Annotated in this window: 13 protein-coding genes and 1 riboswitch; of the genes, 3 read left to right on the top strand and 10 right to left on the bottom strand. The window is 49.3% G+C overall.

Features of this window, described 5'->3' with window-relative positions; all coding sequences use genetic code 11:
• Both ACLTD4_RS14410 and ACLTD4_RS14405 read left to right on the top strand, forming a co-directional pair.
• A partial coding sequence (locus ACLTD4_RS14410; protein WP_412331385.1) for a CocE/NonD family hydrolase occupies positions 1–1,100 on the top strand: 1,100 nt, incomplete at its 5' end.
• Between the two features lie 135 nt (positions 1,101–1,235).
• Positions 1,236–2,219 carry a ComEC/Rec2 family competence protein gene (locus tag ACLTD4_RS14405; protein ID WP_117623967.1) on the top strand — a complete coding sequence of 328 codons (984 nt, stop codon included), beginning with the start codon at positions 1,236–1,238 and terminating at the stop codon, positions 2,217–2,219.
• Positions 2,220–2,270: 51 nt separating this feature from the next.
• On the opposite strand, the gene ACLTD4_RS14400 is transcribed toward ACLTD4_RS14405, so the two are convergent.
• The 7 genes from ACLTD4_RS14400 to ACLTD4_RS14370 form a co-directional block, all read right to left on the bottom strand.
• Positions 2,271–2,414 carry a hypothetical protein gene (locus ACLTD4_RS14400; protein WP_002605186.1) on the bottom strand — a complete coding sequence of 48 codons (144 nt, stop codon included), beginning with the start codon at positions 2,412–2,414 and terminating at the stop codon, positions 2,271–2,273.
• Between the two features lie 29 nt (positions 2,415–2,443).
• Positions 2,444–2,992 (bottom strand): stage V sporulation protein T, encoded by a 549-nt coding sequence (spoVT, locus tag ACLTD4_RS14395; protein WP_002605187.1) that lies wholly within the window; start codon positions 2,990–2,992, stop codon positions 2,444–2,446.
• 293 nt (positions 2,993–3,285) lie between these two features.
• Positions 3,286–4,359, bottom strand: coding sequence for a lactonase family protein (locus tag ACLTD4_RS14390; RefSeq protein ID WP_117623966.1), 1,074 nt, complete (start codon positions 4,357–4,359; stop codon positions 3,286–3,288).
• 191 nt (positions 4,360–4,550) lie between these two features.
• Positions 4,551–4,736, bottom strand: coding sequence for a hypothetical protein (locus ACLTD4_RS14385; protein WP_002605189.1), 186 nt, complete (start codon positions 4,734–4,736; stop codon positions 4,551–4,553).
• Positions 4,737–4,885: 149 nt separating this feature from the next.
• Positions 4,886–8,422 (bottom strand): transcription-repair coupling factor, encoded by a 3,537-nt coding sequence (gene mfd, locus ACLTD4_RS14380; RefSeq protein ID WP_117623965.1) that lies wholly within the window; start codon positions 8,420–8,422, stop codon positions 4,886–4,888.
• On the bottom strand, positions 8,419–8,997 hold the full coding sequence (gene pth, locus ACLTD4_RS14375) for an aminoacyl-tRNA hydrolase (protein ID WP_002605191.1): 579 nt from the start codon (positions 8,995–8,997) through the stop codon (positions 8,419–8,421). The genes mfd and pth overlap by 4 nt, the downstream gene beginning before the upstream one ends.
• Positions 8,998–9,442: 445 nt before the next feature.
• Positions 9,443–9,559 carry a putative holin-like toxin gene (locus ACLTD4_RS14370; protein WP_333490891.1) on the bottom strand — a complete coding sequence of 39 codons (117 nt, stop codon included), beginning with the start codon at positions 9,557–9,559 and terminating at the stop codon, positions 9,443–9,445.
• 197 nt (positions 9,560–9,756) lie between these two features.
• Positions 9,757–9,852: riboswitch (purine riboswitch) on the top strand.
• A gap of 21 nt (positions 9,853–9,873) precedes the next feature.
• Between ACLTD4_RS14370 and ACLTD4_RS14365 the strand changes: the two genes are divergently transcribed.
• Complete coding sequence (locus ACLTD4_RS14365) at positions 9,874–11,286, top strand: NAD(P)/FAD-dependent oxidoreductase (protein WP_055659196.1); 1,413 nt, start codon at positions 9,874–9,876, stop codon at positions 11,284–11,286.
• A 116-nt stretch (positions 11,287–11,402) separates the two neighbouring features.
• Here the strand turns inward: ACLTD4_RS14365 and ACLTD4_RS14360 are convergent, their stop codons facing one another.
• The 3 genes from ACLTD4_RS14360 to ACLTD4_RS14350 all read right to left on the bottom strand — a co-directional run bounded on the left by ACLTD4_RS14360 (position 11,403) and on the right by ACLTD4_RS14350 (position 12,600).
• Positions 11,403–11,537: a hypothetical protein gene (locus ACLTD4_RS14360; protein WP_270467743.1), complete on the bottom strand. Its 135-nt coding sequence runs from the start codon at positions 11,535–11,537 to the stop codon at positions 11,403–11,405.
• Between the two features lie 53 nt (positions 11,538–11,590).
• A complete protein-coding gene (locus ACLTD4_RS14355; protein ID WP_147335919.1) occupies positions 11,591–12,256 on the bottom strand; it encodes a hypothetical protein in 666 nt (221 codons plus the stop codon).
• A gap of 173 nt (positions 12,257–12,429) precedes the next feature.
• A complete protein-coding gene (locus tag ACLTD4_RS14350) occupies positions 12,430–12,600 on the bottom strand; it encodes a hypothetical protein (protein WP_181988720.1) in 171 nt (56 codons plus the stop codon).
• Positions 12,601–12,676: the final 76 nt, after the last annotated feature.

Raw genomic sequence — 12,676 nt, 5'->3', positions numbered from 1 at the left:
ACTGGGAAGAGGTCTTAAAGCTGCGGCCCATCCGGGACATGGCCAAAAAGGCGCTGGGCATCGATGTCCCATTCTTAAACGAATGGCTGAGGCATCCCGACTACGACGATTTCTGGAGGAAAGCCAACTGGAGAGAGCGCAGCTGCGGCCATGTCGTTCCCGCCCTCGTCATGTCCGGATGGTTTGACGACAATGGAATGGGGACCACGGAAGCGCTGGAGCTGATCGACGATTTCTATCCCACCGGATCGTACAAGGTGGTTCTCGGCCCCTGGAAACACAGCGGCAACGCCAATTACGACATCCACGGCATCTTTATGGGAGAACGCGCACTGCGCTATGATATGGATCTCCTGTGCTTTGCGTGGCTGGATCACTTTTTAAAGGGTGAAGACAACGGCATCGAAACCACCGCGCCAGTGGAATACTATACACTGGGTGACAACTGCTGGAAGACCGGAAAGCACTGGCCTCTGCCGGAAACCGTTCCCACCGTCTGGTATCTGGACCGCGAGGCTCTAACATTATGTAAACCTCAAAGGCAGGAATCCGATTCCTACGATTACGATCCCGACTCTCCCGCCGCACACATCATAGACGTTTCCGAAAATGAGCTGGAGGTGCCGGAAGACTACACCGAAGAAGAGAAACGCGATGATATCCTGTGCTACACCACACCGGTGCTGGAGCACGATTTGACCGTGACCGGAGACATCACCGCAGTCCTTTATCTTTCCTCCGACTGTCCTGACACCGATTTATTCGTGCGGATCACGGATGTGGATGAAAACGGAATCTCCATTAAGCTGGCGGACGGTGTCATGGATGTAAAATACAGAAACAGCTTTGAAAAACCGGAATTTATGGAACCGGATGGCATCTATGAGGTGCGCATTCGAACCACAAAGCTCTCCAACACCTTCAAAGCCGGCCACCGGATGCGTTTTACCGTTACCTCCGGCGCAAAAAATTTTATGTTTCCAAACAGTAATACAGAAAATGGTTTCGACAGCGAAGTGAACCGGATCGCGCACAACACCATCTGCCGCGGCGGGATACAGGCTTCCCATATCCTTGTGCCGGCAGAAAAGAGAGCTTAATGCATGTTTTTTCTCAATAACAGCGGCAGCTTTCGCCATTTCTGAAGATTTCCTGACAATTCGCGCCTCCACCTGTTAAAAACGGGGACAATCTTATATAATAAGGGATAGTCAAAAAAGAAACCGGAGGGAAACATGAAATCATTTAATATCTGGAAAAAAATAGCCGCGGGAATTCTGTTTTTAAATATTGTACTGACCAGCTTTATCGGACAGCCCGTGGCTGCAGAAGGAACGGAAGGACAGCCGGCCATACAGCGTATGGGGTTTTCTTCCAAACTGTCCATCGGGCCGGGAAGCCAGCTCTTTGACGGCGGAAGCCTGTCTCTGCTGGCTGACCACGGCAACCGTCAGATGCTGTCCATGGTCATGCAGTCAAAGGATGGCACTCTTGTCGTCATTGACGGCGGCTGGGACAGTGATTCCGCCCATTTACTCGATGTGATCCGCTCCAAGGGAGGCCATGTCTCCGGTTGGTTCATCACCCATCCCCATTCCGACCATGCAGGCGCCCTGATTGAGATTTTAAATAATCCGGACAGCCAGATCACTATTGACAACGTCTACTACAAATTTACAGACCAGGAATGGTACGATACCCACGGTTCCGGACGCGGCGACTTCGTAGTTGGCCTTCGGGACGCCCTGGCAAAGCTTCCGCCGGAGAAGCTTCACGGCGACATCACCAAGGGCCAGGAAATACAGCTGGGCGATATCCGGGCCGTCGTCATGAATGATCCGTATCTGCTGGATGCCACCTCTGTCAACAACAGCTCCGTCGTCTTTAAGTTTTACTTAAACGGCGTCAGCATCCTGGTTCTGGGCGACTTGGGACCGGAAGGCGGACAGCTCTTAATGAACGAGCACACGACCGCCGAGCTTAAGAGCGATATCGTACAGATGTCCCATCACGGACAGTACGGCGTAAACCGCGATGTCTACGCAGCCATCAATCCTCAGATCGCCTTATGGCCCTGCCCGCAGTGGCTCTGGGACAACGACAACGGCGGCGGTATCGGAAGCGGGGACTGGAAGACGTTGGAGACCCGTCAGTGGATGGAGGAATTGGGCGTGCGCGTCAATTACTGCATCAAGGACGGCGATCAGATAATCAATTAAACAAAACGGCCTGTCGCCATGAAGCTGACAGGCCGTTTTCATTTTTCATCATCAGTCCCCGCCGGGGCCGTCCCTTCTGGGACGTGTGGACTCGGGAAGCGGCTCCACATAGAAGCCGTCCTTGTAGGGTTCTGTATCCACTTCGGGAATGTCTCCATCACCGTAATCATCTTCCTTCGGATCATACGCTGCCATCTCTGTCACCTCCTTTTTTACGGCTGTTATCAGCCTTCCATCTGTCTTCCAAGGAATCCTGCTGCCGTCGTGGCCAGCTTCGTTTCCATATCTCCGAATCTTGCTCTGGGCTCTCGGCTTAACAAAGCAACCGCCCCGATCGCATCGCCTTCACAGATGATCGGCGCGATCACCTGGGCTGTGATCCCTTCCAGGGCTTCTCCTGTCAGGGGAGTGAAATTCTTATCATCTTTTCCAGCCAGCAATACGGTTCTTTCATTAATTACGTTTTCCAGCTGTTTGCTGATCGTCTTCTGGAGCAGTTCCTTTTTCGAACCACCGGCAACCGCGATCACCTGGTCCCTGTCACTGATGCAGACGGTAAGTCCTGTCGTCTGTGCCATAGCTTCCGCATACTGGGATGCAAACGCCGTCAGTTCAACCATCGGTGAATATTTCTTTAAAATGATTTCGCCTTCCCTGTCTGTGAATATCTCTAACGGCGTACCCTCTCTCAAACGAAGGGTTCTCCTGATTTCTTTCGGGATTACCACACGGCCAAGGTCATCAATTCTCCTTACAATACCTGTTGCTTTCATATAAAACTCCTCCATGGTGTACAATTTTATATCACTGATACTATTTTGCTACGAACGCTGAGATTTATACTCATGTCTGCCATTTTTCGTAATATATCCCTGTCATTTTCCATCGAATGAGGTTTTTAAAATTGATTTACAGCCGTGAAGACCGCTCTGAATGCGGCTTCCGCAGTATCATGACTGCAGAGTCTGGCGTAAGAAAATGCGCCAGTTCTTTTGAACTGGCGCAAATACGATCAGATTTTGTGGTTGATGGCTGTTCTGTTATATTCTTCCTGCCTGTCTTCTCCTCACCGTTCCGCTGCGCCGATCAGACATACCGGCGATCCGCAGCGGATCTCCTCATCCATGTCATCGATTTTTCCATTTTCTTCATCAAATCGAAACATGGTAATCGTATCGCTGTCCTGATTCGCGGAAAGGATTACGTCCCCGCAAAGGCAGAAATCCCTGGGCGTCTTCCCCCTCGTCCCGGTCCGCCCGGTGAACGTGAGAAGTCCGGTACCGACGTCCACCGCAAACACCGCGATGCTGTCGTGCCCCCGGTTAGACGCACAGAGAAAACGCCCGTCGCCGGATAAATGAATGGCCGCACACGTGCTGTTCTCCGCCTGCTCCGGCAGTGTGGAGACTCTCTGCAGGATACGGTTTTCTCCGCCGCTGCATTGAATCACAAATACCTCTGAGCTCAGTTCACTCACCACATACATCAGCTCTCTCTTCTCACCGTTTAAGACAAAATGTCTCGGTCCCGTACCTCCCGGAAATACAATATCACGCTTCTCGTCCGGTTCCAGCTTCCCATTCTCTTTATCGATCCTGTAATATTTGATCCGGTCGATCCCTAAATCCACACACCAGAGACCAGCTTCATCCGCAGAGTACCCTGCATAATGAACATGAGGCCCCTCCTGTCTCTCTTTATTGGGTCCATGGCCGGAATGCTGTTTCAAATCACACAGTTCCCCGATGGAGCCATCCGCATTTAACCGGAACATGGATACGCTGCCGCTCATATAGTTGGCTGCGTACAGAAAGCCCCGCTTCTCATCGGGAAGCAGATGACACGGCAGCGTCCCCTCCGTTCCCCGTGTGTTAAGAAGCGTCAGCGAATCGCCGTGAATCCGGAACGCAGCCACACCGCCTCCGGTCCTTCCTTCATAAGTCATGTCCTCCATAACGGAGTATAAAAACCGGCCATCGGAGGAAACCGCCAGGTACGACGGATTCGACACTCCTGCGGCCGCAAAAACTTCCGTGAGCCGCGGCTCCCCGCCTTCTCCCCGGATCAGCCTGTACCCGTGAATTCCGGCCTCCTCTGCCGCTGCATAGCTTCCTGCATACAGGATGTAATTCTGCTTCATAAATGGTATCCTTTCCCCGTATCGTATTTTCTATCATTTTACCCGATAAAAAGAAGCTGCGCACCGCTGGTCTTACAAAGCCGGTGCAGCAGCTTCCTTTCAAAATCTTTTAAGCATGCTCCTTACAGAACCCGGAACAGCCGCCTGCTTACGAAACTCCTACTACTCTTTCGCAATCTTCATTGTCTGAATCAGAACGCTCCTTTCGTGACCCTTGGTGATACGTCCTTTGAGGAGCATACATACGCCTCATGCGTCACCCTTGCCGCCGTGCTGTCAGGAACCGGAGCTACAAATCTGTTCTCAAATGATTCATTCCTTTGAATGGTCAGCTCATTCGAAACTCTCTGCAGAAGATACATACCTAAAACGTCCATGGTTACCACCTTTCTTATATTTTATGATTATGGAAATATAGCATGCATTGGGGATTTTCATCCCTTCTTCTACTATTATTATATCATAAAATAGGCTAATAGCAACCATCGCAAGCTTAAATTTTTATAAACACTTTTCAGAATACTCTTTATTTTTCTGTCAATTCACGCAACTGTTTCAGCAGCTCTTCCGCCTGTTCCATCATGCCGGCCGTGGTCTGGTTTTTCCGTCTGTCGATGAACGTAAAGTACGGTTCATCCGCCATATGGAACTTCAAATCGCCGCGGTACCGCTCCACCATAGCCGGTATGCCCGCCACGTTAAGCTTCGCTTTCTGATACATGGTGAGCCGGATCTCCTGGCTGTTGATGTTCACCTCGGTCACGTAAGCACCATGAGCCAGCGCCTTGATGGCCGCCACGTGCAGGAGATTTTCAACCGGCTTCGGAATATCTCCGAAACGGTCCATCAGCTCATCCTGCATATCCATGTGCTCATCCTCATTCTCAATACTGGAAATCCTCTTGTAAATATCCAGCTTCTGATATTCATTCTTAATATAAGAGGTGGGGATATAAGCGTCGATATCGCAGTCCACCACAGTCTCGTAGGTGTCCTCCTCCCTCCGCTGGCCCTTCAATTCCAATACCGCCTGATTTAACAGCTTACAGTAAAGGTCATACCCGACCGCTTCCATATGGCCGTGCTGTTCCGCGCCCAGAACATTGCCCGCCCCGCGGATCTCCAGGTCACGCATGGCAATCTTGATGCCGGAACCCAGCTCCGTAAACTCCCGGATGGCCTGGAGACGCTTCTCCGCCTCCTCACGGAGCATCTTGTCACGTCTGTACATGAGAAACGCATAGGAAGTCCTGCTCGACCGGCCCACGCGCCCCCTCAGCTGGTACAGCTGGGAAAGTCCCATGCGGTCCGCATCCTGTATGATCATCGTATTGGCATTGGGAATATCGAGTCCCGTCTCGATGATGGTGGTGCAGACAAGCACATCGATCTCCCCATTGACGAAATCAAACATGATGCGCTCCAGCTCATGCTCGTGCATCTGGCCATGGGCGAAGGTCACTGAGGCCTCCGGCACGAGACTGGCGATATGGTTTGCCACCTCGTCAATGTTGCTGACGCGGTTGTATACGTAATACACCTGGCCGCCGCGGGAAAGCTCCCGGTTAATGGCCTCCCGGACCATCTCGTCATTATACTCCATCACGTACGTCTGGATGGGCATACGGTCTACCGGAGGTTCCTCCAGCACACTCATGTCGCGGATTCCCACCAGGCTCATGTGCAGCGTCCTGGGAATCGGAGTCGCGGTCAGGGTGAGAACATCGATATTTTCCTTCAGCTTCTTGATCTTCTCCTTGTGAGCCACGCCGAACCGCTGCTCCTCATCGATAATCAGAAGCCCCAAATCCTTAAACTGGACATCCTTTGACAGCACGCGGTGGGTGCCGATCACGATATCCACCAGTCCACGTTTTAAATCCTCCAGCGTCTTCTTCACCTGGCCCGGTGTGCGGAACCGGGACATCAGATCCACACGCACCGGGAAATCCTTCATTCTCTGGACAAAGGTGTTGTAATGCTGCTGGGCCAGAATCGTGGTTGGCACCAGATACACCACCTGCTTTTCGTCCTGCACCGCCTTAAACGCGGCGCGCAGGGCGATCTCCGTCTTTCCGTAGCCCACGTCGCCGCAGATCAGGCGGTCCATAATCTTCCGGCTCTCCATGTCGCCCTTGGTGGCATCGATGGCGTCCAGCTGGTCCTCCGTCTCCTCGTAAGGGAACATCTCCTCGAATTCCTTCTGCCATACCGTATCAGGCCCGTACGGAAAGCCCTGGGTGTCCTGTCTGGCTGCATATAGCTGCACCAGGTCCCTGGCGATCTCCTTAACCGCGCCTTTCACCCTGGTCTTCGTCTTGTTCCACTGGTCTCCGCCGAGACGGTTTAATTTCGGCTTCTTCGCCTCGGAACCGGCGTACTTCTGGATTCCGTCCAGGCGTGTGGCGGGCAGATAGAGGTTGCCTCCGTCTCCATACTCTACTTTTAAGTAATCCTTGATGACTCCGTCCTGTTCGATCTTCTCAATTCCGCGGTAGATACCGAGGCCGTGGTCCTCATGAACCACATAGTCCCCCACGGACAGATCGGAAAAGCTCTGAATCTTCGTCCCCTCGTAGGTGGTCTTCTTCCTCTTCCGCTTCTTTTTCTCGACGCCGAACATGTCGCCTTCCGTGATCACGATAAACTTGATCATCGGATACTCGAAGCCGCGGTGTAAGTTTCCGTAGGTTACCAGGATCTCACCCGGCTTTACTTCCACCTCTTCCCGGCTCTCATCCGGGCACCATGCCCGCAGGTTGTACTCCCTCAAGTCACTGGCAAGACGGCTGGATCTGGTCCTGGAGGCGGAAAGAAGGATTACACGGTATCCCTCCCGTTTCCACCTGGTCAGATCCTTGATCAGCAGTTCAAATCCATTTTGATAGGAGTTCACATTTTTCACAGAAAGGCTGTATCTTCCATTTACTGTAAATCCGGAGAGTTTCTGCTCCAGGCCGGTCAGATACGCGGTGCGGCTCTTCTGAGTCCTCGCCAGCATCTCCCTGGCCGGATAGAGCAGTCCCGTCTGTCCTGGAAGCAGATATCCGTGCTCGAGACGGGATATCATGCTCTCCCGGAACTCTTCCTCCACCGTAGCGCCCTTTTCCTTTAACCGCTCCGGCTCGTCTAAGTAGATGACCGTGTCCTCTTCCGGGAAATAGTCGAGAAATGACACACTGTCCCGGCAGAAATAATGAATATATCCGTCCAGGCCGTGCTGCTTCCAGCCCTCTTTAAGGCCATCCGAGAGTTCCGAAATAATGGAATGAATCCGGGCTGCTTCCTCGGTCTTAAGCTGCGCCCTTAACTCTTTCTCGTATTTCTTTGCCTCTTTTTCGATCGCTTCCCGTCCGTCTGCGATCTGCTGCTTCGTCAGCACCATCTCCGTGGCCGGATAGACCAGGACACGTTCCAGTTCTTCGATGGACCGCTGGCTCTCGATATCGAAGGTACGGATAGAATCCACCTCATCATCCCACAGTTCGATACGGACCGGCAGTTCCTCGGTCAGCGGAAATACATCGATGATTCCGCCCCGGATCGAAAACTGGCCCATTCCATCCACCTGGGCTACGCGCTCGTACCCCAGCTCTACCAGTTTTTCCTTCCACTCTGCGATATCTAAAGTCTGTCCGCTTCCCACCTCGAGAATCTGCTTCTGTAAGAAGGCCAGCGGAAGCAGATGGTCCATCAGCCCGTCAAAGGTAGTGACGACCACGCCGGACTTCTCCTCCATCAGCCTGCGGAATACGGCCATACGCTGTTTAGTTAAAAGATTTCCGTGAATGTCCGCGTTAAAAAACAGTAAGTCCCTGGCAGGATACAGAGAGACTCCCGGCTCGAAATTGCGGAAGTCCTCGTAAATCTCCCTGGCTCTGGTGTCGTCGTAAGTGACCACCAGCTTCCAGGACACCTCCTTCGCCGCCTCGTACATTAAATGGACCTTCTGGGAATCCATACAGCCGCTGACCAGAACCGGCCCTTTTTTCCGGTTTAAATCGCGGTCTAAATCTTCAAATTCCTTCAGCTCTCTTAATGGACTTTCAAACACATCGCTCATGAATTCTCCTTATTTTTTCTGTTATAATGGTTCATCGCCGCATCTGCTCCGTCCTCGATCATCATGCAGGCCGCCTCCGCCGCGTCGCGGTACGCCTCCTCCATAACTGCCTGCTGCTCCTTCGGGAATCGCCCCAGCACGTAGTCCGCCAGGTCCATGCCGCGCGGTTTCTCGCCTACCCCGATGCGTATTCTCGGAAATTCCTGGGTTCCCAGATGGCTGATGATATTTTTTAAGCCGTTGTGGCCGCCGGCGCTTCCCTTTAAGCGTATGCGCAGCTGCCCTTCTGACAGATTAATATCATCGCAGAGAATGATGATGTTCTCCGGTTCTATTTTATAAAAGTCCGCTATTTCCCGGATGCTTTCCCCGCTTAAATTCATATACGTCTGGGGCTTCGCCAGGATCACCTTCTGGCCGCCGATATATCCCTTTCCGTACAGCGCCTTATGCTTCTTCTCCGTCACCGTCGTTCCGGCCTTGTCCGCCAGAATATCGATGGCTTCAAAGCCTACGTTATGTCTCGTTTTTTCATATTCCCTTGTTGGATTTCCAAGTCCTGCGATCAAATACATATTTTCCGCTCCTTACTATGTTCTATATTAATTTATCTCTGAGTTCATGCCAATTATTTCCGCGGGCAGCGAACCAGGCGAACATGCCCGCATGTCCGGCCGGCGACTGCCGCGAGAACCAATGCCTAGTACTGCATTGCGTAATGCAGTACTAGTTGCCTGCGGCGGGGTATTGGACTTCATAACGCCCGAAAAGCGCTAGATTTCCTTGTAGGGGGTATCTAACGCTGGCTGGTTTACTCATTTTAACAGTTTGAAACCTTGATGTAAAGGGGGAAGATGCGGTGTATATCATAAAATATTTTAAAAATAACTTGAATATTGGGTATAAATCAATTATAATAATATTAAAGAAAGCACCCACTCCAAAAGTGGATGCTCCACGTTAAATGTTAAATGTCCTTACGGACACCGCCCATCCTGTGTGCTAGACAGGGTGGGCATTTTATTTTCGCTTATTTCTCTTATCGAAAAAGGCGATAACCGCTACAAGCAAGCTTCCAAAGGACATCATCAATGCTAATATCCCAATAAAGATAGATAGAACTTCATATGCTGTCATAGGCGTTACCTCCTTTCCTATGTATTCCCTTACGGGTTTCACAATTCCGGGAGGCTGTCACTCCTGTCATGAGTGCTTTCCTGGCTTTAATTTTACCATATATGTATGTTTTTTTCAATCTTATAAGCCGTTATTTTATACGCATTAATTTAGTCGCCCACACATCTTGCGGTGCCCCTCCCAATATGGTAAAATGCTAGTGTCACTGAATCACACCTTATATAGGTTCAAAATAGGTTGAACGTTTCTACCAACTACCGTAATAGTTGACTATAAGGCTGGTTGGTATTTTTATGGGAAAAGGAGTGTTGTTCATGAGTTCAAATTCAAGTAACTATGATGTCATCATCATCGGGGCTGGGCCTTCCGGTATTTTCTGTGCCTATGAGCTGATTCAGCAGAAACCGGATTTAAAGATCCTGATGGTCGAGAAGGGGCGCAGAATCGAAAACAGGACGTGTCCGAAGAGAACGACCAAGACTTGCGTGGGATGCAAGCCATGTTCCATCACCACCGGTTTTGCCGGAGCGGGTGCATTTTCCGACGGCAAGCTGTCACTCTCTCCAGACGTTGGCGGGAATCTCCCGGAGATTCTGGGGTATGACAAGACAGTGGAGCTCTTAAAGGAATCCGATAACATCTATCTGAAGTTCGGCGCCGACACGAATGTATACGGCATCGACAAGCAGAAAGAGATTCAGGAGATCCGCAGAAAGGCGATTAACGCCAACTTAAAACTGATCGAATGTCCGATCCGCCATCTCGGCACAGAGGAAGGCTACAAGATCTATACCCGCCTTCAGGAGCATTTACTGGCTCAGGGCGTTGAGATGGAATTCAACACCATGGTAAAGGACATTATTATAGAAGATAACGAGGCGAAGGCCATCGTTACCGATAAGGGCGAGACGTATTACGCGCCGGAGATCGTATCCGCCATCGGCCGCGAAGGCTCTGACTGGTTCAGCCACATCTGCGACGCGCACGGCATCGAGACCCGCGTCGGAACGGTGGATATCGGAGTCCGCGTAGAGGTCCGCGACGAGATCATGGAGTTCTTAAACAAGAACCTCTATGAAGCGAAGCTGGTCTACTACACACCGACCTTTGACGACAAGGTGCGTACCTTCTGTACGAATCCTTCCGGTGAGGTCGCCACAGAATACTACGAAAACGGACTGGCCGTTGTCAACGGCCACGCCTATAAGTCCAAGGAATACAAGACAAACAACACGAACTTCGCGATTCTTGTCTCCAAGAACTTCACGAAGCCATTCAAGACGCCGATCGAATACGGCAAGCACATCGCCCAGCTCAGCAATATGCTCTGCGACGGCAAGATTCTGGTTCAGACCTTCGGCGATTTCCAGCGCGGCAGACGTACCACGGAAGAGCGTCTCTGCCGCAACAACTTAATCCCGACCTTAAAGGACGCGGTTCCCGGCGATCTATCTCTGGTATTCCCGCACCGCATCATGGTCGATATTAAAGAAATGCTGCTGGCCTTAGACAAAGTCACCCCAGGTATCGCCAGCGACGAGACACTGCTTTACGGTGTGGAAGTAAAATTCTACTCCAACAAGGTTGTAGTCAATTCTGATTTCGAGACCAGTGTCACGGGACTTCGCGCCATCGGAGACGGCGCCTCCGTTACGCGCGGGCTTCAGCAGGCATCTGCCAACGGAATCAGCGTGGCGAGGAGTATCCTGAAAAAAATGGAGCAATAACCATGTAGAAAAAAGTCCCCTTGATAGCCAGACATTAGACAATAAAGGTGTCGGCTATCAGGGGGACTTTTGGATTTTTCTATAATGTCCCGTGGATAACAATTCATTCTATTTGTTCAATATAACTTTTTTATTTCAAATTCATTTTTCTCTTTATAGCTATTCGTTCCGCTAACATAAAATAATAATACATCCAGATATTCTAATATTATTTTAATTACCTTTAAAATTCCTTTCCCTAATTTCTGCATAACCGTATCTCCTTACTATTATGTGTACTCTATCTCCTATGTTTTATTCACGCTTATGATATGTAATTAGCCAGAACGCTGCAAACAATATTGAACATAAATGTGAATATAATATTTCCAACAATCTTAGATTTTTTTCTTTTAATTCCCTGCTCTATCTTTTGCCGAATAACCTTATCTCCATTGGTGATGTCAAAAGTATGATTATCACTGTTGGATCGCAGCGTAGTGAATACAATATTAGCTATTACCTGAAATATTTTATATGCTGCAATACAAAATACGATTCCGTATACTATACTATGAAGCAATCGACCAAATGTGTCAATAGACATCGCCCCTAAAGTTTCAATATCCAGCTTTATGATATCATTTCCAATCACTTTGATTACACACCATACCACAACGAATAACGATATATAATTTATAGCATAGGCGATAATTCTATTATACTTTTTTAAAATTTTATAAACTTTATGTTGTTCTAAGTCCGGCGCTAATAATCCTTTTTGCCATAATTCCACAATATATAATAGCTCATCACCTAACATAGAATTTATGAAATCAACACGTGCTACAATAGGGCATATCTCCTGATCTATTTTATCAACCTCTTCTAATTTTCCTAAAATGACTATGTTGAGCATCTCCTCCGGCCGCAGCTCATCTGCCAGTCTAACCGTCAAAGTATGTTTTTGTGGCAGGGGATAACCTGGCAATTTCGCATTGTATTCCCAGACAATTAAAATACTGTTTACTGGTTTTTCGATATTTAAATCATATTTTTCGAAAGTTGCCCAACTATCAAATTCTATACTCTCTCTATCTTTAAAATTAATATTTACATTTATTCTGAACCCTGCATTATCATAATGAGCCTTAAACTTTTCAGTTATTCTGTTATTAAGATTTTTAAATCCGGCGTTGTGATGACAACGTCTTTATCAAATAACTTTGATTTACAGTCAGGTTTGGCATTCATTGCATAATATAACGCCTGATAATTTTTAATAAACTGTTCATCAGCCCTTATTTCCATTATTTGACGGTCTTTATTATTCATGCCTGTATCCCCCCCTGCCTGTCTCCATATTATCACAAATACCGGCAAAAGGGAATACATTCAACTCATTTTAGCA

It is taken from the genome of Hungatella sp., assembly GCF_046966825.1.
The sequence above is the reverse complement of the archived record's forward strand: the minus strand, read 5'-3'. Positions and strand labels throughout refer to the sequence as shown.

What these genes read in the sequence shown, in the direction of transcription:
- ACLTD4_RS14405 (WP_117623967.1), top strand. Translation starts at nt 1,236, where the DNA reads ATGAAATCATTTAATATCTGGAAAAAAATAGCCGCGGGAATTCTGTTT.
- ACLTD4_RS14400 (WP_002605186.1), bottom strand. Translation starts at nt 2,414, where the DNA reads ATGGCAGCGTATGATCCGAAGGAAGATGATTACGGTGATGGAGACATT.
- spoVT (WP_002605187.1), bottom strand. Translation starts at nt 2,992, where the DNA reads ATGAAAGCAACAGGTATTGTAAGGAGAATTGATGACCTTGGCCGTGTG.
- ACLTD4_RS14390 (WP_117623966.1), bottom strand. Translation starts at nt 4,359, where the DNA reads ATGAAGCAGAATTACATCCTGTATGCAGGAAGCTATGCAGCGGCAGAG.
- ACLTD4_RS14385 (WP_002605189.1), bottom strand. Translation starts at nt 4,736, where the DNA reads ATGGACGTTTTAGGTATGTATCTTCTGCAGAGAGTTTCGAATGAGCTG.
- mfd (WP_117623965.1), bottom strand. Translation starts at nt 8,422, where the DNA reads ATGAGCGATGTGTTTGAAAGTCCATTAAGAGAGCTGAAGGAATTTGAA.
- pth (WP_002605191.1), bottom strand. Translation starts at nt 8,997, where the DNA reads ATGTATTTGATCGCAGGACTTGGAAATCCAACAAGGGAATATGAAAAA.
- ACLTD4_RS14370 (WP_333490891.1), bottom strand. Translation starts at nt 9,559, where the DNA reads ATGACAGCATATGAAGTTCTATCTATCTTTATTGGGATATTAGCATTG.
- ACLTD4_RS14365 (WP_055659196.1), top strand. Translation starts at nt 9,874, where the DNA reads ATGAGTTCAAATTCAAGTAACTATGATGTCATCATCATCGGGGCTGGG.
- ACLTD4_RS14360 (WP_270467743.1), bottom strand. Translation starts at nt 11,537, where the DNA reads ATGCAGAAATTAGGGAAAGGAATTTTAAAGGTAATTAAAATAATATTA.
- ACLTD4_RS14350 (WP_181988720.1), bottom strand. Translation starts at nt 12,600, where the DNA reads ATGAATAATAAAGACCGTCAAATAATGGAAATAAGGGCTGATGAACAG.